The sequence below is a fragment of the Rheinheimera soli genome, from assembly GCF_031457405.1.
In the GTDB taxonomy this organism is placed as follows: Bacteria; Pseudomonadota; Gammaproteobacteria; order Enterobacterales; family Alteromonadaceae; genus Pararheinheimera; species Pararheinheimera soli_A.
Genome location: NZ_JAVDWR010000001.1, coordinates 702,212 through 725,875, shown reverse-complemented (window position 1 = coordinate 725,875; position 23,664 = coordinate 702,212). Strand labels below are relative to the sequence as shown.

The window sequence follows — 23,664 nt, the reverse complement described above, 5'->3', positions numbered from 1 at the left end:
TGAGGGTTTAACAAATGTCGGTATTAACAAAAACCACCCACCGCCGCAAACACGCTATGGAAGAGCTGCTTTTGTTAAGCCTGCGCTTCCGCTGCTTTATGAGTACTGCTGAGGATTTAAATACAGATCCAGCCGTTTTGGCATCAGCTCACAGGCTGCTACGCCGCATCAAAGCTTACTTGCCTTCGATAGAGTTCCAGCGCACCTATATGGACCAAATGAACACTATTGGTTCTGATGGCCGCTTTGCTCTGCACATCGATCACAACATGAACGGCGTCACCGTGGTACGAACTAGCACGCTGGCCAACGTTCACCAGTTCTTAAGAGGTGGTGCATGAGCGCAGTTCAAACAGCACAGATATGCCCGAATTCAGTGTTCACAGTAGGTGAATTTTTAGAATTGACTACGCAGCAAATGGTAGTGCTTCACCTGATAGACCAGCACTGCATCGGTGCCGAGAGTGTGATCAGCATCGGTGCAATAAAGAGGTCAGGGGTTTTCCACAGTCATGCACAGGCCGTTTACCAGGTGAACGAACTTGCTGATAAAGGCTGGCTGTTAGCACACGAAGGCACTTACAGGCCATCACCTAAAACTATTAACTGGCTGAAAGACCACCGCGCAAGAGTTGGCTTATCTGCCGCTACACAGGAGCAGAACCATGTGGTTTAAAAACGCCAGGCTGTACGCCATTACCGAAGCCTTAGCTACCGATGCTGAGCAAATTGAACAGGCCCTAGCCGCTTTCAAGTTTACGCCCTGCACTTCTCAGGAAGCGTTAAAGCTGGGCTTTTGCTTTGCCATGCACCCGGGCACTGGTGAGTATTGCCACCAGGTGGGTGATTTGATGGTGTTCAGCATTAAAAAGCAGGAAAAGCTGTTGCCAGCCCCTGTAGTGAATGAAGAACTGGCGCCGAAAGTTGAAGCCATGGAGCAAGAGAAAGGTCGGCCATTAAGCCGTAAAGAAAAGCGGGCCTTAAAAGAAGAGTTGATCCAGACGCTTTTGCCACGCGCTTTCAGTAAGTCGACTGTGACCACTGCGTACTACGACCGCAGCACCAGCATGCTGATAGTCGACACAGCCAGCGCTTCAACAGCTGAAGATTTTCTGGCACTGCTGCGTAAGGCCTTTGGTTCACTGCCAGCAATGCCTCTGCTGGACAATCACCAGTTAAACCAACAAATGCACTTCTGGCTGCAGGGTAAAGAGTTGCCGGCTGGTATTGCGCTAGGTAGTTCTGCCGTACTGAAAGCCCCAGATGAAGAAGGCGCTCAGGCCAAGTTTATCAACCACCTGTTATCTGCTGACGAAGTGCAAAGCCACTTGCAAGACAAACTGGTTACTCAGCTGCAGTTAGAGCAGGACGAAAAAATCAGCTTCACCGTGCGCGATGACGGCAGCTTAACCGGTATTAAATTCCACGACCTGCTTTGCAACGACAACGAAGAACTGGGTTGGGATGACGCCATTGGCCGCTTAGATGCTGACTTTATTCTGATGTCCGGTCAGTTCAAGCAAACCCTTACCAGCCTGCTGGCCAACTTAAAACCGGAGGCCTAACCATGTTCGCTGTATTCGGTGTCGACCCTAAAAAAGTGAAAGAGAAGGCCCATAAGCAGGCTCTGGCTGTTGTCGGTAAAGCGAAGAAAAAGGCCATTGATACTAAGGGTAAAACCAAGGTTCCGGCCGTTGAAGTGGTAGAGGCAGAGCTTTTAGCAAAACTGCTTGAGTCTACCCCCCCCATTCGCGTCAGCCCCGAATACAGCATGCCGGCTACGTGCGAACAGTACATAGCCATGGCAGAGAAACAGGGCTTCATCCGGTGCAGCGTGTTTATCAAAGCACCAGCCGTATCGAAAGACAAAAAAGGTCGCAGCAAAACCGTGCAGCGTTATGTGCAGTTTTTGCCGGGCAATGATTATCAACTGAAAGGTCAAACGCTATGAACTTACATATCACATGCGCCAAAGGTGCAACGTTAAACATTCACTTAACTGCTATCGGTTCTGCAGCTACTGAGGCCGCTACTGACACTGCAACAGTACTTGAGCCAGCCACAGGCCTTGAGTGGAGCAAAACACTACTGGACGGCGAGAAGGTGAACTTCGAAAAAGCTGAAAAGGCAGTAGCTGAATTAGGCGAAGGCTGGCGCCTGCCTACCCGTGAAGAACTGCTGACGCTGGTCGATTTAGAGCGCCACGACCCATGCATTGATACAGATAAGTATCCGGATACCAAAAGCACCTGGTACTGGACGTCAACGCCATGCGCATGGAACAAAGAGTCTGCCCGCTGGGTGGTCTATTTCAACGACGGCCTTGTCGACGGCAGCGCCGTCGGCAACGGGGCCTGTGTGCGGGCCGTTCGCGGCGGTCAGTAGTTTCTGTTTTTTGATTTAACCAACCCAGAAGGAAAAACCAATGTCACGTTTTACTAAAAGCGAAGACGGCAAAACAGTAACAGACACCTTAACAGGTCTGGTGTGGAGCCAAAACACAGTGGCAAGTGATGTCACTTTTGAAGATGCGGTAAAGGCAGTAGCGGAATTAGGCGAAGGCTGGCGTTTACCTACAGTCGACGAGCTGCAAACCATTGTCGACCGCACAAAATACGACCCTGCAATCGATACAGACGCTTTTCCGGATACAGAAAGCGACTGGTATTGGACAAGTACTCCGTGGGCCAGACGTCCTGAGTCTGCCCGCTGGGTGGTCCATTTCTACAACGGCAATGTCAACAGCGACGTCATCTACGGCGAGGCCTGTGTGCGGGCCGTTCGCGGCGGTCAGTAACTTTTTGTCTTTTTGATTTGTGAGTGAATGCTATGACGGCTAACAGAAACGGATTACCAGAAATTGCTCGTAAGGCGGAAAGCCTGGCTGTTGCTATTGAAAACGCAGTCAAGGGTTTTGCCCGGTACAACAAGTACGCGATCGGGGCTAACTTGAGAACAGCAGTGATGCTGGTTGTTCAGTTATGCAACCGCGCCTGGCGTGACCGTAGCCGTCAAATTCACTGGGTAAACGAATTGGTTTGGGCGATTGACGAACTGAAAGTAGTTGTTCAGCTGGCTAAGCAGCTGCATGCGTTTAAAAGCTTCAATCAGTTTGAAGTTATTGTTCGTGCAGCTGATGATTTGGGCCGGTGTGCTGGTGGGTGGAAACGCGCATTGCATGATAAGAGCCAGAATTCTGCTGTGTCACAGCAGGAGCGTGCTCAGATACTGAGTGACCGTTACGCCTCTCAATCGGGGCCAAAACATCGGCAACATTGTGCTACCCAAGGGGATGTGCAATGAAGCTTCAAGCTAACGGTAACAAGTCTGCCCGCTGGGTGGTCAATTTCAACAACGGCAATGTCAACAACAACGACATCAACAACGAGGCCTGTGTGCGGGCCGTTCGCGGCGGTGAGTGTCAGTGCAATCAAGTCGTTTCGCTCCAGCAAATTTACGATGCGTGGGTTAAGGCCCGTAAAGGCAAAAAACCAAGCGCAAACCAGTTACATTTCGATACCAGCTGGTCAATTGGCCTGCTGGAATTACATCACAGCATTAACGACTGTTCGTGGCTACCAAAGCCAAGTACGTGCTTTATTGCTGCTCGACCAAAAGCCAGAGAGATTCACGCACCTGACTTTTCAGACCGTGTTGTACATCATTGGTTAGTGCCTCAGTTAGAAAAACTGTGGCAGCCAGCATTTATCTTCGACAGCTATGCAAACCAAAAAGGCAAAGGCTCACACAAAGCGGTGGAGCGTTTGCAGCAGTTTATCCGGCAGGTGCCGACTGCTTTTTACCTGCAGCTGGATATTCATAATTTCTTTAACTCAATCCATCGCCCGACGCTGTGGGGCCAGTTAAAAACGAAACTGGTTAAATCAGGTGCATCTAACCAGGTGATGCATGCAACTCATGCCTTGCTGAAAAACCACCCGTTGCAACAGGGTGTGAAATATCTGTGCAGCGATGCAGAACGCTCAATCGTGCCAATGCATAAGCGCCTTGAGAACTCAGCACCAGCTTGCGGCTTACCAATCGGCAACCTGAGCTCACAGTTTTTCGCCAACGTGTATCTGAACGCGCTGGACCAATTCGTTAAGCACACTTTAAAAGCAAAGCGCTATCTGCGTTATGTGGATGACTTTGTGCTTATTTACCACGACAAAGAACAGCTGCAGAGCTGGCAGGCTGATATAGAGCAGTTTATTGCCCAGCAATTACGGTTGAAGTTAAAGCCGGATATCAAGTTGCGCCCACTTTCAGACGGTATCGACTTTCTGGGTTATGTCGTAAGACCAACCCACACACAAACACGCCGCCGTGTAGTCACCCACTTTCAGGATGCGCTGGCCAGCTTTGAAAGCCAGTTCGTTACGCCTGATTCAATCACAGCAACGCCTGATGATATCCGGCATATCCGCTCTGTGGTTGCAAGCTACACAGGCCACATCAAGCAATCTAATAGCACCAGGCTGATGGGAAAGATTCTGGACCGTTATCCGTGGATGAACTCCGTCACAGTAAACCGTAAGTTTGATTTCCGGTTGGAAGGTCAGCTGGTTGAAATAAAGACAAATAACAATTTTAGAGAGGTGCGGGCATGACCGACTTTTCAACAAAAACCACCAGAAAGGCAATGAAGCCTCACAGATGCGAGTTCTGCGGTAAAGAAATCGCCAAAGGTGAAACTTATGAGCGTGTTTTCATTGTGGATGGCAAGGCTAGTGACTATGCACTGCACACCTTCTGCGATTCGATTATTCAGTCAGAGCTGGCAGAAGGTGGTTATGAAGACTCCACTTTGGATCTGCTGCTCGACTGCGCCAGAGACAAAGTATTTGGAGAAAAAAATAACGTAGTGATGGCTGATTTTTACGGTGTAACGGTTGAGCAAATCACCTTCGTTTTTGGCGAGGTGGCAGCATGAGCGACGGATTTTTATTACGCGACACCAGAAGCAACACAGGTAGTAACGCTTCGTTTTGGGCCTACGCTGGCGGCTATACAACAAACTTACGTGATGCAGAAGTATTTGACCGCGAGATAGCTTTACGCCAACACAACTCACGCGAAACCGATTTACCTGTGCCTGTCGAGTTGGCATTTCCAAATGGTAGGCAGCGCGTTGATATGCAAATGCTTGGTTCCGTTGAAGTCGTCGACGGGGAGTTTTATGTACTGGTGGTACAAGGTGAATATGACGGCAACGACTGTTTGTTTGTCGGTGAAAAAGGCAACTCCTACAACTTAAACCAGGCCATTCGCTTAGAAGCTGAAGCGGCCTGCCAGCGCTGCACAAAACAGAGCAATCTTCGCCCATATCATGCCGGAGAAATGGAACATATAGCCAGGCTAACAATTGCTGCTGAATTAGTGCGTCCGGATATCTGTGCAAAAGTTGGTGGTTTTAAGCTGAAAAAGCCCCAGCGGATCACCAAGCCTACATACAGATGCCATGGCTGTGGCCGTTTCATCACTGAGTTGCAGAACTATACAACTTGCCCTCACTGCGAAGCGGAGAACCGCCCATGAAACGCCCTGAACTATTAACAGCCATCGGTATTGCCGGATTCGCCGCGGTGATAGTGATCGCCGTCTACCCTCGCTCCGCAACCACACAGGCCGAGTACTGCGCTGAAGAAATAGTAACCCGCCGTGTGAATGATGGTCTTTTAATCGAATCCCGTAGCTGTGTGAGCTGGGTCGGTTGGCCTATTGAAGTTATGGAGGTGGCGAAGTGAGCATCAACAGAGCAAGCCTTATAAACCAGACCAGCGCAGAGCAAGGTTTTGAATACTACACACCGCAAACTTGGACTGATGCAGCTCAAGAGCTGATGGGTGGTATTGACCTTGACCCTGCCAGCTGTGAGTTCGCCAACAACTGGATCCAGGCTAAACAGATATTCACCAAAGAAAACGATGGCCTAAGCAAGCAATGGTTTGGCCGAGTGTGGATGAATCACCCGTTCCACCGCGGCGAAGCGCCATGCAAAGCCAAGTGCTGCAAGAAGACCTGCGTCAACCGTGGGTACCACATCACTGAAGCTATACCTGGCAACCTTGTCTGGATCAACAAAGTATGTGGCGAATACTGTGCTGGCCGTGTTACAGAAGCTGTGATCATAACGTTCTGCAATTCATCAGAGGCATGGTTTCGACCACTGCTTGATTACCCTCAGTGCTTCCCTCGTACCCGGGTGCATTACGTGGGGCCAGATGGCAAGAAGGTTAAGGGCTGCACCAAAGGCAGTGTGATCACCTATATGGGTCCAAATGTCGACGGCTTCGCCAAGGTGTTTGGCAAGCTCGGAAAAATCAAAGTTCAGTATCAGCATTCAGGAGAAGCGGCATGAAAAACAAATTAACTGACTTAAACAATCATCTATTTGCTGCACTGGAACGCCTGGCCGATGAAAGCCTCGAGGGCGAAAAGCTTCTTGCTGAAATTGAACGAAGCAAAGCCGTTACCTTTGTAGCAAGAGAAGTGATCCTTAACGGTAAGTTGGTGCTGGAAGCACAGAAAGCATTTGATGATGGCCTGGTAAAGAGAACTCACGAAATGCTCGAGGTGAAATCATGAGCCGCGTCATATACACACCAGAAATGCTGGAATTCATTGCGGCTCAATACAAGCTGAAAGGTTTGCCGGAAGTTACTGCGGCTTTCAATAAAAAATTTGGAAGTGACAAAACAGTGCAGCAAATTCGCGCCACTCTCAAAAACCACAAAATCACCTGTGGCCGGAAGACTGGCGAATTGAATAAGGGTGTGCTGCGAACGTTCACCGATAAGCAGGCCGAATTCATCAAGCAAAAGTATACCGAATTATCTCTGGTAGAGCTTACCGCGGCATTCAACTCAGAGTTTGGTACTGATAAAACCATCAAGCAGATCCGCTCATTTACCAGAAACCACAATGTTAAATCTGGTAGGACTGGCCGATTCGATAAAGGGCAGCAGTCGTGGAATTCTGGCATGAAAGGCTGGTGTGCTGGTGGCAGGTCCGCTGAAACAAGATTCAAAAAAGGCCAGGCACTTAACACCATGCCTTTGGGTTCAGAGCGGCTCTGCAGTAAAGACGGTTATGTGATGATCAAGGTGGCTATGCCCAATAAGTGGCGCATGAAGCACGTTGTTGAGTGGGAGAAGCATAACGGCCCTATCCCTAAAGGTTACCGCATTTGGTTCAAAGATAATGTCCGGACGAACTGGGCAATTGAAAACCTGATGCTGATAACCCGGGCTCAAGGTGCAGTGATCAACAAAATGGGTATGGGCACAGTGCCGGCTGAATTAAAGACTGCGGCTGTGACCATGGCAGACATTTCTATGAAGCGAAGAAAACTGAGCACCAGTAAACAGGAGCAAGCAGCATGACAACAACTATTCATCCAGACGATATCGCTGTCGACAACTTTGCCGCGGCTATGAAACTGAAACTTGCTGCTGCTCGGGACAAAGGCCGCAGTGGTTGGGATAATAAAGATCTGCGCTCAACTGGAGAGCACTTAGCTCAGCAGCTAATAATCCATTTAAGCAAAGCCAACGCCGGCACGTTTGAAGACATTGCCAACTTCGCCATGATGCTGCACCAGCGCGGCGAAGATCCAGCTCTGCTGAAAACTCAGTTCGACTGGTATGCCAGAGTATTAGCCCAAACCGTCCTGAACAAAGTTGCTGATAAGTGGCTTGAAGAACTCACGGAAAAGGCGGGTGCAGCATGAAATCAGCAGATGTAAAAGCAGCCATCCGCAAACGCTGGTCCGGTCAGGAATGGGCTGTTTTCTTTGAAGTAGCAGATGGAACTGGCGGCAGTAAACGCCGATATGCTGATGCTGTTGCAATGAATCTGTGGCCATCACGCGGGCTGGAAGTACATGGTTTTGAAATAAAAGTCAGTCGCTCGGACTGGTTAAGTGAACTGAAAAAACCAGAGAAATCAGCAGCTATTCAACAGTACTGTGATCGCTGGTGGATTATAACGCCTGCCGGAATCATTAAGCCTGGTGAACTACCACCTACTTGGGGGCAATATCAGGTTTCAGAGTCTGGCCAGATCACTCAAGTAGTCGCAGCGCCAGCACTTCAACCAATGCCGGTCGACCGTGCCTTTGTTGCAGCCCTACTTCGTCGGGCTGGAGCTGTTGATCAGGACGAAGTGTATTCAATCGTCCAAAAGCAAGTTCAGGATCAGACAGACCAAATTAGGAAGAGTGCCAACTATGAGGTTGAGCGTTTAACCGAACAGTACCAAAAGCTTCGTGAAAAGCTGGATACCATTAATAAAATGACTGGTATCGACTTAACCAGGTTCACGCCAGAACCAGAAGTAGCTTCATGCATAAATTTAGTTATGAAGCTTGGGGTATTCCGCACCTACGGAACTTTGCAGCAGCTGTTAGAGCAGTCACAGAAATTTACTCAGGAAGTGCAAACAGCGCTGTTGGGTATGCAACCTAAAGAAAGTGATTTGGCCGGCGAACTTACAGACCTCTTCAAAAAGACTGGAGCAGCATAATGGTAAATAATCAAAGTACTGTACTTACCACAGATCAGGTTTGCACCAGGTATGGCTGGAGCGCTACTACTTTGTGGCGCAAACAACGATCTAAAGAACCCGGCGCTTTAGCTTTCCCACTGCCTGATTTTGAGGGTAATCCAAATAAATGGCTGATTAGCACATTGGAAGCTTGGGAAAAGGAAAATCGGCAATTAAAACGCGACAGGCAAGAGGCCCTAATTAAGCATACTGCGGCTTAGTCACGCAGTATGCTTTTTGAAAGATAGAACGTTGCTTGCTGATGAATTAACCTGAAGATGGTTATACCAGGTGATGTAAGCGTGTTCCTGATCCTTCAGATAATCGTGTTTATTGTAAACAGCCATAACGCCAGCCAGTTTGTGACCTAGCATTTTTTCGATGATATACGGCGGGATCCCAAGCTCTGATAGTGAAGTGTCCAGAGTACGGCGGCAGTCATGCAGGCCCCATGTAGTTAAACCAAGGTGATCTGAAATCCGGTTTGTGATGTTCACCAGGCTCTGGCCGCTAACAGGTTTATCTTTGCCTTTGTTGTAAGCGTCCTCAACTGGTACCAGATATTGCGAGTTCGGGAAAAAATCAATTAAACGCTGAATGTAGTGCACAAAAGGATCCGGAATTGGCCGCCGAACAGTATGGCCAGCTTTTGTATCGGTCGCTGTCCAAACTCGGTTTTTAAGGTCCCAATCTGTTTTTAATGATGTTCTAATTTCTACTGTACGGCAACCGTACAGTAGAACCAGAATAGTTACCAGCCTGTTTCTGGCACCGATTAAATTCGTTTCGTGTAGGTATGGCCAAAGCAGCTTAAGTTCAGAATCGACCAGCCGGCGCTCCCCTACACTTTCCTTTTTGCCAATGTCTGCAACTCGAAGATCATCTACGGCCCTGCAGTCGGCAAAACGGTGAACCCGGCAAAACCGTAGTGCCTGTTTCAACTTGCTAAGTAATATGCCAGCCTGTACTGGCGCATGCTCACCATCAGCACCTTTCACCTGTTTAAACATTGCGATCCAGTGCCTAGTTTCTGTTTGCTCTAACGGCAAATCGCCCATAAACGGATAAACATGGTTTGTAAAAAGCTTCTTTACTTTGCCAGCTGATTTCAAGTTTTTATCTACATACTCAGTCAGCCAATAGTCTATGGCCACTTGCACAGTCACAGGGCCTAGATTCAGTTGTGTACCAATTTTCTTTTCGAAGCGTGGATCGATACCTTTGTCTGCATTTCGCTTTGCAGCATCGTTTAGCTCTCTGGCTGCGCTTAAACTCAGTTCAGGGTAATTACCCAAGCGGATCCGCACAGGCTTGCCCTGCCACCGATAACGGCGCTGGAACGTGATCAGGCCCTTGGGTGATATCCGAACAGACAAACCATCACGGTCAGCTATTTCTGCTGGTCCACTGTAAGGCTTGCCGCTAATGCTTCGCAGTTTGGTGTCGCTGAGTGCCATGTTAAAGCCGATTTGGTACACATTTGGTACACAGTTTGTCTGATAGTAAGTGATAGATCAATGAAAAGGTGTGAAATGATAAAGCGTGAAAACCCCTGAAAACACCAGCACTGGCGCGGCCTTTATGGATAATTATGAACTGATGCGAAAACAGGTGAAATACAGATGGGGACTTATACCAAGGGTCACGTGTTGATTCAATTAAATTAAGGGAATGCTTTTTGCGGTTCAACCTTACGAGCGGTAGAACAAAGCAGTACAACACGTAGTTGTGACTGTTTTTAACAAAAAGCGGCTGCATCATAACCGATACGGCGCTTTATCGGCAACAAGAGGCTAAACCTCAGCCACAAAACTGCAATTTTTCGCCTACACTGAATACAGGTTGAGGAGCATTATTCAGAAGGATCTGCCGATAGTCAGTCGCTTGCCCCTGTTCAACAGGAGCCAGCAAACGGAGGATCTATGGATTTATTACATAAAACTATTCTTTGCCCTTTCTGTGGTCATCCCACTCATATCACCCTGGATATTAGCGGAGAAGATCAGGACGACATTGAAGATTGCAGCAACTGCTGCAACCCTATTCATGTGCAAACCCATAAAGATGAACTGCACAACAAAGTGCAGGTGTTTATTGACGCTGAAGATGAGCAGTATTATTAAGCCGTTCTAACGCAATTGTCGTTAAGCGTTTTTAGCAGCAAGCACCCGTTCTACTGTGTCCACTATGGTCACGGTTTGCTGATCCAGTTCGATATTCACCCTGTCGCCTGCTTTGCGTTGGCCCAAGGTGGTCACTTCCAGAGTTTCAGGTATTAAATGCAGGCTAAAACTGCTGGCTGTGACTTCGCCCACCGTCAGGCTGATGCCATCAATACTGATAAAGCCCTTACTTAATACGTAGTTTTTAAACTCTGGCTTGAGCTCAATATCCACCCGCCAGTTCGCACCACTTTGTTCTACCGCTAAAATCAAAGCAGAGCCATGCACATGGCCTGATACTAAATGGCCGCCAATTTCACGGCCAAAAGTTAAAGAGCGTTCAAAGTTCACCAGTGAGCCACAAGTTAAAGCACCTAAATTGGTTTTGGCTAAGGTTTCGTCTATTACATCAAAACTAACCTGACCTAATGGCGGTAGCTGATTAAATTCGGTGGCCGTTAAACAAGTGCCATTCACAGAGATACTGGCGCCCCGCTCCAGGTTTTGCAGTAACTGCGAAGGGACTTCAAGACTGAGCCTGCGAAACTGCTGCTGGTCGCTGATTTCACTGACTTTAACTTTTGCCTGTACTATTCCGGTAAACATAAAGCCTCTGCTGTGCTATCTTTACGGCGTTTTTTCGCCTGTCTGACAAGAGTCGTTATGTTACCTTTTTCCCGCTTTGAAGCCAAAACCATTCTGAAGTTATCCGGCCCTATAATGCTGGCCCAGCTGACGCAAACCATGATGTTTGTTATCGATACCATTATGGCGGGTCGTGTCAGTGCGCTGGATATGGCGGCTATTGCTGTGGCTTCTGCCATCTGGTTGCCTATTATTCTGACCTTACAAGGTTTATTGCTGGCCTTAACCCCTATTATTTCTCAGCTGTACGGTGCAAAAAACCATAAGGCCATTCCGCATAATGCGCTGCAAGGCTTTTATCTGGCGATGGTACTGGCCACTGTCATTGTCATAGCTATGCAGTATATCCACCTGCCGTTGCAGTATCTGTCGATGGAAGAAAACCTGCGCGACAAAGCCATAGATTATCTGGTCTATGTCAGCTACGGCGTTTATCCGGCCGCTGGTTATATGATCTTCCGTAACCTGTTTGAAGGCATAGGCAATACCAAAGCGACCATGTGGATAGCCTTCGTTGGTATTCTGGTGAATATCCCAGCCAACTATGTATTTATTTATGGCAAGTTGGGTATGCCTGCTTTAGGCGGCGCTGGTTGTGGTGTAGCGACTTCTTTAGTTTTTCTGGCGATGTTTATTGCTATCACCATTTATGCCTTCAGAAGCCGTAGTACAGCGCTTTATATGAAAAAGCCTGACACAATGAAACCCAACCGCAAAGACTTATGGCAGATCATCGCCATAGGCACCCCTATTGCCTTTTCGCTGTTTTTTGAAGTGACGCTGTTTTCTTCCATTCCACTGATGATTGTGCATTTAGGCCCCATAGTGGTGGCCGGTCATCAAATTGCAAATAACTACAGCGCTTTGGTCTTTATGTTGCCAATGAGTATGGGTATGGCAACCACTATACGGGTCGGCCATTTGGTCGGCAGTAACGATGTGCAGGAGCTGAAAAAAGCCGTCTCGACCGCAGTGCAGCTGGCAATGATGATGGCGGTGGGTATAGCGCTGGTGACTTATTTTGGCCGTTTTTTTGTGGCGTCGCTTTACTCTACTGATCCTGCCGTATTGGCAGTTGCAACTTCTATTCTGGTTCTGGCCTGCTTTTACCAGATCTCAGATGCAATTCAGGTGGTGTCAGCCTGCGCCTTACGTGGACTAAAACACACCAAACCTATCTTTTTTATCACCTTTATCGCCTACTGGCCGATCGGTTTTGGTTTGGGCACTGTATTAGGATTAACCGACTGGATAACACCCAAAATGGGCGCTCATGGCTTTTGGATTGGTATTATAGTGGGCTTGTCCTGCGCTGCTGTACTGCTGGCGCTTATCTTAAAAAACCAAATCAGGCGACTGGAAGATGGCAAAATTTTACAGCAGCAACAGGCAGCAGCCTTTCACTAAAGCTCACATCCTGGTTGCTGTGGTTTTTGTGTTAAGCGGCTGTAGCGATCCTGCCCTATCTCTCATGAACGACTATGCTGCTCGTCTTGGCCGGACTTTGGCGCTGGAGATCCAGGACCCAGCGCCGCTGGATTTACAGCCTTTGCCATCCATTACAGAAACCAGAGCAAAGATTGTTGAAAGCCGAATCACTATGGTGGAGCTAGTCGCCACACGAGCTTGTGGCCTGGATTTATTGCTGGGTGAACGTAATAGCAGCCTGGGCAAAGTGATGAGCCCAAGCCAGCGTCTGAAGTATGAATTAGAGTTCTTAAAACAAGTGCAGCCTTGTTTAACCAATCCGGATATTGCACCGGAGTTACAACAAAAACTTTCAGGGCTTGCCTTAGAGAAAACCGCCCAAATCGATCAACACTGGCGGAATTTCCTGCAGCAGGACGAAACCTTACGCCAGCAACTGCATCCTTCCCGCTCCTTATCAGCACCCAATTCAGTGGCTGGTGTGGTTGAGACTATGCAGGCTTTGCATTCGTTGCTTGGGCTCAAACAACATATTCTTGAGCAGAACTGGCAAAAAGCCAGTCAGATTGACCCTGAACTGGCTTTAGAAGCGTTATACAAGGCCAATACGCTAAGCCAAATGCAACAAAGCTTACGCTTCAGCCAGAACTGGCTACAAAGCCTGAATCAGCAGTTAGAGCAGGTTGATTTAAATTTGATATGCCCAGCAGCTAAACACTCCGGCAAAGCAGATATTTTAAACACCATTTTGCTGCAGTATTTTATTGCCAAAGTGCAGGTCTATTTCGCTCAGACAGACGGCGCTTATCAGCAATTGTATCCGCTATTGCAGCAGCTGTATCAGGGCACGGCCTTGTCACACAGCATTCAGCAGCGCTTAGAAGCATCGAATACCGCATTAAAAGCAGAATTAAAACGGCATGTCAGTTGGTGGAAAGCAGTACAGCAGCACTGCCCAAAAACTTAAAAAATGCATTATAAGACACCATATCCCCTAAGTAATTGATGTTGCAGCGAGGCGGCATGTAGGGGCGCGGTTTATCCGCGCCCGTCCATATGTAAAACTGATACCCAGAGCCCGTAGCCAACAAAGCGGCAGCTTCAAGTACGACGGGGATTACATTTCGATATATTGAGGCCAGCCTAACAATGGATTCAACATACCTTGTTTATGCTCATAAGCATCACGGCGCTCTGGCGATGCATTCTCTGCCAACAGCTTTTTATAGCCTTTGGCAAACTGCAAAGTACGAACCAAAGCAGCGTGGAAGTTTTCACCCAGCTCTACTGATACAGCTTCAGAGAAACCGGCAGGCAATAAGCTAAGCACTTCACTGGTATGAGCTTTGATAAAGGTTACGTCAAACCATTCATCGGCTAAATCGATATCGCGTAACCGCTGTTTTAAGTCTTGCTTCACCTTGCCGCCTTTGGTGCAAAGACGATACAGCACCACTTCAGCCAGCATATCTTCCAGGTTAAAGTGCTCAAAGGGGTCCAGCTGCGTATGGTAAAAATAAGTTTGTTTCACCACGCTGATGGCCTGACGACGACGTGATTCGCGCACTGCCTGCTGATATACAGCCACACCCTGCCACTCTTCAATGTCCGGAGGACTGGCGATATCCTGCAGCAACTGTTCTTCCACTTCACCGTACAAGGATTTGCGGTTAGGCGTCAGTAAACTCACCTGCGACAACATGCTCCAGCCTTTCTGGAAAGGTTTAACTATGCCTTCAGGGCTGACCAGCAAAGCCAGGGCTTTGTCCACATCATGATCAGACAGTTCTGCCAAACCTAAACTCGCCACACCAATAATGTCGTGCGCTGCTTGTTCTAACAGATGCATTTTGTATTTATTGTAAAACTTGTCAGCAAACTTCAGGCTCATCAGCACAGCTTTGCTTTTGACCTGCTCCAGCTGTGCCTCTGACAGTTTTTGCTCTGCCATGGCGTAATTTAACACTCTGGTTAAAAACGGCCCCTGATTGGCATCCCGCACCATTAACTGCATAACTGATCCTTTACTCACCCTTCGCCTTAATCAAGGAAGCTGAACATATCGTCCACTTCAGCGTATTCGTCTGTGGATTGGTTTTTCTCTTTGGCTTGCATCACCAGCTCTGCGGCAAACTTATTGATAATATGTTCCCAACCCGAGTTTTCGTTACGCACCAGATTTTTAATCGCTTGTTCAACCTGTGGCGTCAACTGGCGGATCAGCGCCAATAAACTGCGTGGGTCGTCATAACCTAAGCCATGCACTTCTTCGTTCAGATGACGTTCGGTGTAACTGACCGCTTCTTCTAAATCTTCTTCTTCCTCGTGCAATAAATCATGCACTTCGTCTTCATCTTCTACTTCTTCGCCGCGATACAGCTCGATAAAAGGAATAGACAAATAAAATAAACCCGCCGGATCTTCTGCTATGGCTTCGAGAATCTCAGCCTGCTTGGTTTCACTGTCCTGTGTACGAATCAGGTAGGTCAAAAAATCAAAGGTATGCTGCTTTAAATCTTCCGCATTATTTTTGATTTTTTCTTCCCAGTACAAAGGCTGCTGGCAAACGATGTCGCGGATTTTTTCCGGTGTCATCAGCTCAGAAATAATGGATGGAAAGGAAATATCGTGCTGACTGTTAATTTGGGTCAGAGTCACAATATCAATATTTTCAATCACTTCAACCAATTGCGCGTCCGACATGGTGTTGGCCATCAGCTCAAACTTTTTGCTGGCCTGTTTGGGCTCAACAATGGCGAGTTCTTTAATTTCCGCAACGGCAATTTCAATCAGATTATTCATCAACGCCCTTCCCGGTTAAAAGTGATTTCATCGTATTGGTTATCGTACCCTTCTTCTTCGTCTTCATTGCCTTCGTAATCATCATCAGCGTCATTTCGGAAAGAAGACTCGTCTGAATCTTCGTCTTCGTCGTCATCTGTGTTACGTGGCCCTGGCGCTGCAGCTATATGATTATTCAACATAAAAAGCACAGCACAGCTTTCTATCAGTAAATCTTCGTTAAATTCGCGAATGGTTTTTACCAGCGGCAAATCGGCATTATTAAAAGCCACAGAAGTTTTAAAATCATCCCAGGCTGGCATGGTATTTTTGGCAAGCCAGCCGGACCATTTCAGATTGGCTTCAGGAGTGAATTTCACCCGGCCAAATAAAGCCACAGGCAAATATTCAGGCACTGAATGCAACATCTTTGGGTCGGCCTGTAAAATGCTTTTGATTTGGCTGGTAAATTTTTCCAGCGCTTTTGGGGTATCCGGGTCGTTGTAGGATTCAATATTTTCGTAAGCGTCTGTTTTTAACGCTTCTAAACGGTTTTTGTCGAATGTTTTGCTCATGAGGTTTAACCTTTTACGGACGGGTAATAACTATCCCACAGCTCTTTCATCGCTGCGGTCGGGTCCGGCACTATCACATTATTAAAATCTTTAATAAAAGCCGCGCGTTTTTTAGCGTCAGACAATACATCATAGGCTTCTTTTACCCGTTGTAATTGTGCGCCAGCCTGTTCTTTTTCATCATCGCTTAAATTCAGCAGTTTATCCGGATGGTATTTATTGGATAAACGTTTGTAGGCTTTTTTAATCTCGTCTTCATTGGCGCTGGATTTCACGCCCAAAATGCGAAAATAATTAATCATTCAAAGTCCATTGAGTTAAAAACATAAGCGCCGGAGGTATCAATTAAACAGAGCGCTAAAGTGAGGCGATTCTAACAGAAAATCCGATCTCTGCATCAACAAGCTATGCACCAGAGCCTCTTTTATACTGAACTGGATCTGGTGATCTGGAGTGAAAGCCTGGCAGGAGACAAAAGGAAAATAGAAAAGGCGTAGCTGAGGGGCTAATAGAGGTTGCAGCACAAAAAACCAGTGTCCTGCAGCCTCATGCCCTAAGCCACGCCTTCCATTGTTTTCTTCGTTGAAGATGTTGTCTTAACCAGCAACAGCCACTTTCTTATCTGACGCCAGCAACAAGACTACGCCGATAAGCGGAGTAAATAACATGGAGGCGAATAAATAGCCCCAAAAACCTAACTTACGATCTCTGCCCATATAAGCAACTGCGGCACACAACAACAAATAAAATAACACGTACATAGTTCTCTCCTTTTAGTTAACTACCTTTCAGAAGATCTCCCAGTCTGTGGATTTTCATTTCCTCAACCAGAATATCGCCTTCAGTGATGCCATGGCTGTTACAACTAAACATTAGCCCTTTATCGGCAAATTCGCTATTACCCTTGTACAGCAATGTATCTGCTATCACCTCAGGCTCGAATGTATGGGAGGCCCTGAGTGTTTCCTGAATCATACTGGCGGCAAGATAGCCCTGAATGGCCCAATTGTCCGGCTCAATGCCATACCTTTGTTGGTAAGCCGTAGCAAAACCCTGAAATCTTGTATAGGCCGTTTTAAAATGTGGACAGGCATAACGCTCAGGCAAGCAGTTTTCTTCGCCCTCAGCACAAACTTCCGTGGGTACCACACCTTGCAATGTGGCGTTGTACGCCATCCTGTATTCGTTCACATCATGAGTTTCCAGAGCATAGACGTCACCATAGCTGGCACAGTTATTCTGTGTCTTACAGTGATTTTTTAGCTCGATCAGCGGATGACCACCAAAAATCGGCAGATCAATGTTCAGACCTCTGGCTTGTGAAATAGCCAGAGCGACTTCTGGCGTAAAGCCGGCAATAAATATGGCATCTACCTTACCTGATTTAATTTTGCTGACCCGTTTCTGCATTTGTTCTAATTTAAGCAGCACATCACCGGCATCTAAGTCGATCACTTTTCTGATGGTCAGGCGTTCGTTTGCCAGGAGAGGTGGTGCGGATGTTGGGGAAATACTATGGGCCTGTACTGACTTCACCCTATCAATCCACATCTGCAATTCAGCATCCACCTGTTCAAGTTTTACATATTGCTCCTCTCTGGCGAGTGAGCTCAGCTCTTTCTGATGACTGTGAAACAAGGCTTCCAGATAAGCAGTTGACGAGCTTTGCTCCAGCTCCTGTTGCAAATACTGCAACAGCTTCACTCTGGGCATGGAATCAAAGAACCTGTTGTTACCATTTTTCTGTTTTTGCTCAAAGGTAAGAAACTGAATGATACTGGCATCGTCCCCCGTCGCAGACAGTTGCGCAATCTGTAGAATACGTTTTGCTCTTTGCAACTTGGCCTGTAATAAAGCAATTTCATCTGTCAGATTAATGGGCCTGATTTTACTGCGTAGCGACGACAACACTGGTAAAAAGTCTTTGGTATTTTCTTCGTAAAAGGTATGAGTCGGCACTCTCAGGCCGATAGCAATGGCATGTTCTATAAAATAATTTGAAAAATCTGTGCCGTATAAATCCCGCTCATAGATCACATAAACATTGATATAACCCTGGTCGTGAATATATTTTGCCAGTATTTCCGCATTGCTATCGTCATTTGCCGCATTGCGAAAGATGTGTTTGAAATCGTATTGGGTCAATTTAACGTTAGTGGAGCCCGATGAAAGCATCAGCACCCCTTTATATTCATAAACGGCTGCGGCAGGAATTGCTGCATCTGAACGATAGTACCCCAATACAGCCAGTGTATTCAGATTGCCAGCTATCTTCTTCGCTTGTTTCACGGCCGCCTTTCGATCCGCTGGCTCGGCATAGATGTTCAGCTTCAGAGTTTTAGTTTTGCATTCCTGATTGCCCACCAGCGCCAATGTGTCCTGATCCAGTATCTGGCAACGCCCCAATCCTTCTGCATTCATGGCTTCAACAACCAATTTTACCGCTTTGACATAACCGGCCTTGTCATCGCCTTCAGGCCAGACCACCGCTAAATCAAGCTTGTCAGTTTGCACCATATGGTATTGCCTGAGATCAATAGCGGTGACAGGTTGAGAATGCATATAAAATCTGTAGGCGACAAAAAGCAGGTAGCCAAACAGCAGCGTACAGAACAATCGCCACATCATTTAGCCCCTCCGGCAACAGGATCAAAAGATACACTCCACTGCTTTTTCATGGCTGATTCGCCTTTGCAGCAGGCGCATTGTCCTGTGATCCTTCCGCCGACTCTGCAGAGGCTTGCGGGGATTGTTTGCGGAAATTTTCATTTTCGGCATTGAGGATAATAGGCAATGAATTTCTGTCCGGGCCTATCAGAATAACTTTGGAGTTTTCCGACTTAGCAATATCTTTTGTTGCTTCAATCCCCTTCCATAACAAGACGTTACCACTAAGGCTTGAATTCACTATGGTGTTATATCTGCTGACACCCTCGGCTTCCACTCGTTTACGCTCTGCTTCTTTTTCTTCTCTGATGATCCTGAAATCATAAGCAAAAGCTAATTGTTGTTGTGTTAGCTTTTCCTGGATAGCCATATCGACTTGCTCTGGCAACACAATATCTGTAATCATCACTTCATCCACAGTAACGAACTTTCTGGCGACCCGGCCTATGGCTTCGTTGACAGCTTCCTGAAAGGTAGATTTTGTCGCCAGAGTGGCGTAAATGTTAGTTAAGTCATCGTCTACCACATAAGAACGCACTGTCGCTTCGATTTCCGGCAGCACCACAATTTTAAAATAATCCTGGCCTACATATTTGTGCAGCACCCCCACCATATTGCGGTCCGGATGATAACGAATGGCCATTTTGATGGTGATTTTTAAACCTTCTTTGGTGAGTACATCTAAATCGTGCAACTCATTTTGTACCCGTAAGTTGTAAATTGCCATGATGTTCCAGGGGTAAATTAAATGCAGCCCCTCACCGTAGAGTTCATCCACCACAGTACCGCCCGAAAATCGCTTATACAGCACCCCACCTTCACCGGCCTGAACAGTAATAAAAATGCGGTTCCAGAATAAAATCAATAAAAACAGCAATACAAAACAGGTGATAATAATATTAGGTAAATACTCTTCTATTTTGGCGCTGACACTGTTAAAAAAAGCTTTTATCTTGAGTCTCATTTGTGCTCCTGCCTGGTTATACTGGCAATTTTTCCATATTCAAGCTTGATTAATGTGTCGGCCATATCAAAATATCTGTCGTCATGACTGACCAGAATAATGGTTTTGTTTTGTTTTTTCAGTTCAGGCAGTATGACCCGGTAATACTCTTCCCTGAATTCAGGATCCTGATCCGCCGCCACTTCATCAAACACCATAATAGGTTTGTCTTCGAGCAGGGAGACTATTAATGCGATACGTTTACGCTGGCCTGTGGATAAATCCAGGCTGCTGAAGCGTCCATTTTTAAAGTGGGTTTTGTTTTCAATCTGCATCCGTGCCAGTAAATCGTTGACATCTTTTTCTTCGTATTTGTCCAGACCATACAACTTTTCAAATAAGTGGAAATCAGTTAATACGATAGAAAACAAATTACGAAAATCGTCATAGCTATCGTGCTGCAATGTACGATCATCAATATGAATGGAGCCGGATGAAGGGCTGTATAAACCACAGAGGTTTTTCAGCAAAGTGGTTTTTCCACTGCCATTACCGCCCACCAGAAAAATAATTTCACCGCGATTCAGCGTCAGATCAACAGGCCCTATGCTGAACATCTTATTTTTAGTTTCGTCCAGATAGTTGTAGCTTAAATCACTTAACCTGATGCTGGAGAAATCATTAAAGTAACCGGGTCTGTTCTGCTGTTCGCATTCCAGAGCCTGATTGATCCTGCTCTCCATTTTATCCAGATTACTCAGGGCAATATCTGCTTTCATCACAAGCGGCATTGCCTCAACTAACAGCCCTATAGCGCCAGACATAAAAAGCACCACTGCAGTGATAGACATCAGCACGCTGGGCTCTGCTTCATCCAACTGAGGTAATAAAAACACAATGCTGGCCATTAAGACGTAAAACAGGCTTTGGATAAAGGTGGTATTGGTCACCACTTTTTTCTCAGATTTCAGCTTTAGCTCTACCGATTGATGAAGGTTGGCACTGAATTCATTAATATAAATATCGTTGCTTTTTTCTCTGGAAATTTTCAGCTCTTTAAAGCCGTCGAGAAAATGATTCAAAGCGTTAAAAAACTCGGCATCTTTAGCCTGAAACTGATGATAAAGCTCTACCACCTGACGTTGTGCTCTTTTATAGGTGAAAATGCCTATCGTCAGGATCACAGCACACATCCAAAATGCGATAGTCGACAGCCAGGCTATATAGCCAAAACAGAAAATCAGCATCACACCAGCAGTACTGACGTGGACTAAAATACGGGTGGATTCATAAATAATCTGGGAGTTGTCGAGCAGGTTACTGATCACGCTCATTTTGCCGATTTTTTCATACTGGCTCAGCGAGCTTTTTCGCAACTTATCTATGATGGTTAAATGGCGCTCAGAAATGGCGGACTGTATACAGGCCTGAGTATTGTATTCAGAGTAGCGCCTTGCATACATAAAACCAAAAATGCACAAGGCAAAAAATAACAAGTTTCTGACATTGATTTCATTAAAGTCTTTTGCAACATCATTAATCACCAGCATCACCATACCATTGGTAATACCGGCGAAAATGACGGAGGCCACAATTTTGTTTCTTTTGCTGCCCAGCCTACTCAGGATAAAACTAACCAGATTAAACTTCATTTTTTATTATATCCATGACGTCTCTCTTATCCACTGTCGATACTTCATTACTGGAAGCGCGCTCTGACACTCAGATTATTACTTTTATCTGTCCCCTCAACCCCAGCCCATGGCATGTTGTCCTTTTCGTAACTGAAATTGTAAAGCAATGAAATATAAGCATTAATTTGATACTCAAGCCCAAGAATAAACTCAAGCTTAGATTTACTGCCGCTCCCAACAACGCAATAATCTGAACCTGCAACTACAGGGCTGATGCACTGAGGATTAGCCAGGCCACCACTGGTCTTTGACGGCCCTAAATCAGGTAGCGATTCTAAGCTATGCAGCCAGCTGACACTCTGATTAATGCTGATGGACTGGCTGATATGCCAGGACAACTGCTCGACAAAATAAGCCACTGAATAATCCAGTGAACCAATACCCACAGCTTCTGCGTTGATAAATTTGTCGTGCTGTTTACCCAAAGCCAGCATGGTGCTCAGGTTCACTTTGTCTGTATCGAGGATATGAATACCGCCACCTGCATAGACCACCTGCTGACGGTCCAGAGACTGGCTGGTATCCTGTTCAATAATGTAGCCGCCTTGTCCAAACCAGGTCTGGTTAAAATCGTAACGGCCACCGTAGTTAAAGGCATAATGTTTTTTGTCCAGCGCCACAACACCTGACTGCTTGACGTCATCTTTTTCGTAGATCAGCGTCAGGTAGTTAGTCCAGGTATTAACGCGGGAAAAGTAGTCCACTTCAACATGGAATTGCTCGCCATCAAGATTTCCGCTCATCTCTTCCAGATCAACTGTCACTTGCACTGCATGTTGCCACTGATCATCGGGACCATCCTGATCATAAGAGCTGTCATACCACCATTTACCTGGCGGTCTGGCAGCTTCAGGCTCGGCTTTAGTGTGCTGTTCAGTGACTATGGCTGCATTCTTTTTCGGCAAACCAGCCTGACAGGAGCTGTTTTCCGGCTCTTTACGACACAACTCCACAGCCATTAACTGCTGGTATAACTCTGGATTTGTTGTTTTCAGGTAGTCGATATCTATAGTCTGAGCTGCTAAGGGTGAGCTTAAAAAGGCACTGGCCCCCAGTGTTGCTGCATAAAAAAAATGTAGTTTTGCCATCTGGTTTGTCCACAAGAGCGATTGATGAAATCAAAAATGAACGCAAAACAGCAACATACAAGAGCGCAATGGAACAGCAGCTGTTTTTATTGCTTCATCAGAAATAAACAAGACAAAGCGAAGATCCTGAAGTAGCGACCAAGCTTTGTCCGGGTTTAATTAAAGACGTAAAAAAGCTATTCGACGTCTTTTTTTGCTGCCTGAGTGACTTTTCTGCCTACTTCAAACTGTTCCTTAAAGTAAGCCTTTACCTTTGATGGGTCCAAATCCAGGAAAGTACCACCAGATGCAAAATGTTGGTTAAAAACCCGGCCAATAGCATAGGTTGTTGAACCACCCAAAATAGACATAGTAATGGCGCCTGTGGTCTGGCCAATTAAAGGAATTGCTTTAATAAAGCTGGCTACAGGTTGTGCTATAGCAACAGGCAGGAAACCACTGATTAAAGAACCTATGATTGCTTTACCACGGTCTTCAGAGAACTCAATTTTATAAGTCTCAGACAGCTGGTGCAGCATTTTGATTTGAATGGCGGTTAAACCAATAAAATCTACCCATGGAATAGGAATTAAACCTACACCGGCCGCTGCATAACTATGTTTGCGGATTAACTCTTCGGCTTCAGCTGATTTATCTTCAACTACAACCTGCTCAGTCTGCCCCTTTTGTTCGGCTTCAGTTCCGGTTTGCGCCGGCGTCTCGCCTGTATCAGGTGTAGCTGTTTTTGTGTTTGCCATCTTGATCTCCCTCGTAGTCGTAAGCCTAAAAACTTAAATGAAACAAAGAGTTCTACTGACTGCTTAACTAATATACACTCTCCAGCGATTAATTTATGAACTTTTTGTGATTTTTTTTTCAGCCTTTGACATCAGGCCATCAGGCTGTACTAAGATGGAGTGAAATAGTGACAACCTTGTGTCAATGTCACAAACAGCTACCCCAACCTGGTACTAAAGGGGACGGATCATCACCCATATCCGTGTACCACTTTGTGCCAGAAACAGAGAATGTTCACCTATATGAAACATTCATGCAATAGATTATCATCAAAACAGAAGTTAGTATGTACCAAAACAGAAACTAATTAGAAAGGCTTTTTCCTTGTTCCAGCCATTTATGGTACAGCCTTTATGA

31 protein-coding genes are annotated in these 23,664 nt (G+C 46.3%); 19 read left to right on the top strand and 12 right to left on the bottom strand.

All coding sequences use genetic code 11. From position 1 onward, the window contains the following. Positions 1 to 14 precede the first annotated feature (14 nt). The 16 genes from J2W69_RS03200 to J2W69_RS03125 are packed head-to-tail and all read left to right on the top strand — an operon-like array spanning position 15 to position 8,526. A complete protein-coding gene (locus J2W69_RS03200) occupies positions 15 to 341 on the top strand; it encodes a hypothetical protein (RefSeq protein WP_046521155.1) in 327 nt (108 codons plus the stop codon). Continuing rightward, entirely contained in the window at positions 338 to 676 is a 339-nt protein-coding gene (locus J2W69_RS03195; RefSeq protein WP_310274498.1) for a hypothetical protein, read from the top strand. The genes J2W69_RS03200 and J2W69_RS03195 overlap by 4 nt, the downstream gene beginning before the upstream one ends. After that, positions 666 to 1,565, top strand: a complete 900-nt coding sequence (locus J2W69_RS03190; RefSeq protein WP_310274496.1) for a recombination-associated protein RdgC — start codon at positions 666 to 668, stop codon at positions 1,563 to 1,565. Before J2W69_RS03195 ends, J2W69_RS03190 begins: the two co-directional genes overlap by 11 nt. 2 nt (positions 1,566 to 1,567) lie before the next feature. After that, positions 1,568 to 1,951 (top strand): hypothetical protein, encoded by a 384-nt coding sequence (locus J2W69_RS03185; protein WP_310274494.1) that lies wholly within the window; start codon positions 1,568 to 1,570, stop codon positions 1,949 to 1,951. Next, a complete protein-coding gene (locus J2W69_RS03180) occupies positions 1,948 to 2,385 on the top strand; it encodes an Lcl C-terminal domain-containing protein (RefSeq protein WP_310274492.1) in 438 nt (145 codons plus the stop codon). Before J2W69_RS03185 ends, J2W69_RS03180 begins: the two co-directional genes overlap by 4 nt. 40 nt (positions 2,386 to 2,425) lie before the next feature. Continuing rightward, positions 2,426 to 2,797 carry an Lcl C-terminal domain-containing protein gene (locus tag J2W69_RS03175; protein WP_310274490.1) on the top strand — a complete coding sequence of 124 codons (372 nt, stop codon included), beginning with the start codon at positions 2,426 to 2,428 and terminating at the stop codon, positions 2,795 to 2,797. A gap of 32 nt (positions 2,798 to 2,829) precedes the next feature. Further along, complete coding sequence (locus tag J2W69_RS03170; RefSeq protein WP_310274488.1) at positions 2,830 to 3,303, top strand: four helix bundle protein; 474 nt, start codon at positions 2,830 to 2,832, stop codon at positions 3,301 to 3,303. After that, on the top strand, positions 3,300 to 4,610 hold the full coding sequence (locus J2W69_RS03165) for an RNA-directed DNA polymerase (RefSeq protein ID WP_310274486.1): 1,311 nt from the start codon (positions 3,300 to 3,302) through the stop codon (positions 4,608 to 4,610). Before J2W69_RS03170 ends, J2W69_RS03165 begins: the two co-directional genes overlap by 4 nt. Continuing rightward, entirely contained in the window at positions 4,607 to 4,933 is a 327-nt protein-coding gene (locus J2W69_RS03160) for a hypothetical protein (protein ID WP_310274484.1), read from the top strand. Before J2W69_RS03165 ends, J2W69_RS03160 begins: the two co-directional genes overlap by 4 nt. Continuing rightward, on the top strand, positions 4,930 to 5,538 hold the full coding sequence (locus J2W69_RS03155; RefSeq protein WP_310274482.1) for a hypothetical protein: 609 nt from the start codon (positions 4,930 to 4,932) through the stop codon (positions 5,536 to 5,538). Before J2W69_RS03160 ends, J2W69_RS03155 begins: the two co-directional genes overlap by 4 nt. After that, the gene (locus J2W69_RS03150; protein WP_310274480.1) at positions 5,535 to 5,747 is read left to right on the top strand and encodes a hypothetical protein; all 213 of its coding nucleotides are present in this window, start codon (positions 5,535 to 5,537) and stop codon (positions 5,745 to 5,747) included. Before J2W69_RS03155 ends, J2W69_RS03150 begins: the two co-directional genes overlap by 4 nt. Next, positions 5,744 to 6,361, top strand: a complete 618-nt coding sequence (locus tag J2W69_RS03145) for a hypothetical protein (RefSeq protein WP_310274478.1) — start codon at positions 5,744 to 5,746, stop codon at positions 6,359 to 6,361. The genes J2W69_RS03150 and J2W69_RS03145 overlap by 4 nt, the downstream gene beginning before the upstream one ends. After that, positions 6,358 to 6,588, top strand: a complete 231-nt coding sequence (locus J2W69_RS03140) for a hypothetical protein (RefSeq protein WP_310274476.1) — start codon at positions 6,358 to 6,360, stop codon at positions 6,586 to 6,588. Before J2W69_RS03145 ends, J2W69_RS03140 begins: the two co-directional genes overlap by 4 nt. After that, entirely contained in the window at positions 6,585 to 7,385 is an 801-nt protein-coding gene (locus tag J2W69_RS03135) for an HNH endonuclease signature motif containing protein (protein ID WP_310274474.1), read from the top strand. Before J2W69_RS03140 ends, J2W69_RS03135 begins: the two co-directional genes overlap by 4 nt. Next, on the top strand, positions 7,382 to 7,732 hold the full coding sequence (locus J2W69_RS03130) for a hypothetical protein (protein WP_310274472.1): 351 nt from the start codon (positions 7,382 to 7,384) through the stop codon (positions 7,730 to 7,732). Before J2W69_RS03135 ends, J2W69_RS03130 begins: the two co-directional genes overlap by 4 nt. Next, complete coding sequence (locus J2W69_RS03125; protein WP_310274470.1) at positions 7,729 to 8,526, top strand: hypothetical protein; 798 nt, start codon at positions 7,729 to 7,731, stop codon at positions 8,524 to 8,526. The genes J2W69_RS03130 and J2W69_RS03125 overlap by 4 nt, the downstream gene beginning before the upstream one ends. Positions 8,527 to 8,768: 242 nt before the next feature. Here J2W69_RS03125 and J2W69_RS03120 read toward each other — a convergent pair whose 3' ends face one another. Next, a complete protein-coding gene (locus J2W69_RS03120) occupies positions 8,769 to 10,004 on the bottom strand; it encodes a tyrosine-type recombinase/integrase (RefSeq protein WP_310274468.1) in 1,236 nt (411 codons plus the stop codon). 465 nt (positions 10,005 to 10,469) lie between these two features. Between J2W69_RS03120 and J2W69_RS03115 the strand changes: the two genes are divergently transcribed. Beyond that, on the top strand, positions 10,470 to 10,670 hold the full coding sequence (locus J2W69_RS03115) for a CPXCG motif-containing cysteine-rich protein (protein ID WP_008898703.1): 201 nt from the start codon (positions 10,470 to 10,472) through the stop codon (positions 10,668 to 10,670). A gap of 21 nt (positions 10,671 to 10,691) precedes the next feature. Here the strand turns inward: J2W69_RS03115 and J2W69_RS03110 are convergent, their stop codons facing one another. Beyond that, the gene (locus J2W69_RS03110) at positions 10,692 to 11,315 is read right to left on the bottom strand and encodes a riboflavin synthase subunit alpha (protein ID WP_310274465.1); all 624 of its coding nucleotides are present in this window, start codon (positions 11,313 to 11,315) and stop codon (positions 10,692 to 10,694) included. A gap of 57 nt (positions 11,316 to 11,372) precedes the next feature. On the opposite strand from J2W69_RS03110, the gene J2W69_RS03105 reads away from it, so the two are divergent. Both J2W69_RS03105 and J2W69_RS03100 read left to right on the top strand, forming a co-directional pair. After that, positions 11,373 to 12,761 carry an MATE family efflux transporter gene (locus J2W69_RS03105; RefSeq protein ID WP_310274463.1) on the top strand — a complete coding sequence of 463 codons (1,389 nt, stop codon included), beginning with the start codon at positions 11,373 to 11,375 and terminating at the stop codon, positions 12,759 to 12,761. After that, positions 12,718 to 13,749, top strand: a complete 1,032-nt coding sequence (locus J2W69_RS03100) for a DUF3080 family protein (protein ID WP_310274461.1) — start codon at positions 12,718 to 12,720, stop codon at positions 13,747 to 13,749. The genes J2W69_RS03105 and J2W69_RS03100 overlap by 44 nt, the downstream gene beginning before the upstream one ends. A gap of 150 nt (positions 13,750 to 13,899) precedes the next feature. On the opposite strand, the gene atcC is transcribed toward J2W69_RS03100, so the two are convergent. From atcC to J2W69_RS03050, 10 genes are all read right to left on the bottom strand, one after another. Continuing rightward, positions 13,900 to 14,796: a cold adaptation protein AtcC gene (gene atcC, locus J2W69_RS03095; RefSeq protein WP_310274459.1), complete on the bottom strand. Its 897-nt coding sequence runs from the start codon at positions 14,794 to 14,796 to the stop codon at positions 13,900 to 13,902. A gap of 26 nt (positions 14,797 to 14,822) precedes the next feature. Then, positions 14,823 to 15,584 carry a cold adaptation protein AtcB gene (gene atcB / locus J2W69_RS03090; RefSeq protein WP_310274457.1) on the bottom strand — a complete coding sequence of 254 codons (762 nt, stop codon included), beginning with the start codon at positions 15,582 to 15,584 and terminating at the stop codon, positions 14,823 to 14,825. Then, the gene (gene atcA / locus J2W69_RS03085; RefSeq protein WP_310274455.1) at positions 15,584 to 16,138 is read right to left on the bottom strand and encodes a cold adaptation protein AtcA; all 555 of its coding nucleotides are present in this window, start codon (positions 16,136 to 16,138) and stop codon (positions 15,584 to 15,586) included. The genes atcB and atcA overlap by 1 nt, the downstream gene beginning before the upstream one ends. 5 nt (positions 16,139 to 16,143) lie before the next feature. After that, entirely contained in the window at positions 16,144 to 16,440 is a 297-nt protein-coding gene (gene atcJ, locus J2W69_RS03080; protein ID WP_008898696.1) for a cold adaptation protein ActJcold adaptation protein ActJ, read from the bottom strand. A gap of 294 nt (positions 16,441 to 16,734) precedes the next feature. Next, the gene (locus J2W69_RS03075; RefSeq protein WP_310274452.1) at positions 16,735 to 16,899 is read right to left on the bottom strand and encodes a hypothetical protein; all 165 of its coding nucleotides are present in this window, start codon (positions 16,897 to 16,899) and stop codon (positions 16,735 to 16,737) included. 16 nt (positions 16,900 to 16,915) lie between these two features. After that, complete coding sequence (locus J2W69_RS03070; protein WP_310274450.1) at positions 16,916 to 18,766, bottom strand: ABC transporter substrate-binding protein; 1,851 nt, start codon at positions 18,764 to 18,766, stop codon at positions 16,916 to 16,918. A gap of 46 nt (positions 18,767 to 18,812) precedes the next feature. Further along, positions 18,813 to 19,769 carry a prohibitin family protein gene (locus J2W69_RS03065; RefSeq protein ID WP_310274448.1) on the bottom strand — a complete coding sequence of 319 codons (957 nt, stop codon included), beginning with the start codon at positions 19,767 to 19,769 and terminating at the stop codon, positions 18,813 to 18,815. Then, entirely contained in the window at positions 19,766 to 21,400 is a 1,635-nt protein-coding gene (locus J2W69_RS03060) for a cyclic peptide export ABC transporter (RefSeq protein WP_310274447.1), read from the bottom strand. Before J2W69_RS03060 ends, J2W69_RS03065 begins: the two co-directional genes overlap by 4 nt. A 47-nt stretch (positions 21,401 to 21,447) precedes the next feature. Further along, entirely contained in the window at positions 21,448 to 22,530 is a 1,083-nt protein-coding gene (locus J2W69_RS03055) for a DUF481 domain-containing protein (RefSeq protein WP_310274444.1), read from the bottom strand. Positions 22,531 to 22,706: 176 nt separating this feature from the next. Further along, entirely contained in the window at positions 22,707 to 23,267 is a 561-nt protein-coding gene (locus J2W69_RS03050; protein ID WP_310274442.1) for a YcjF family protein, read from the bottom strand. Positions 23,268 to 23,664 lie beyond the last annotated feature (397 nt).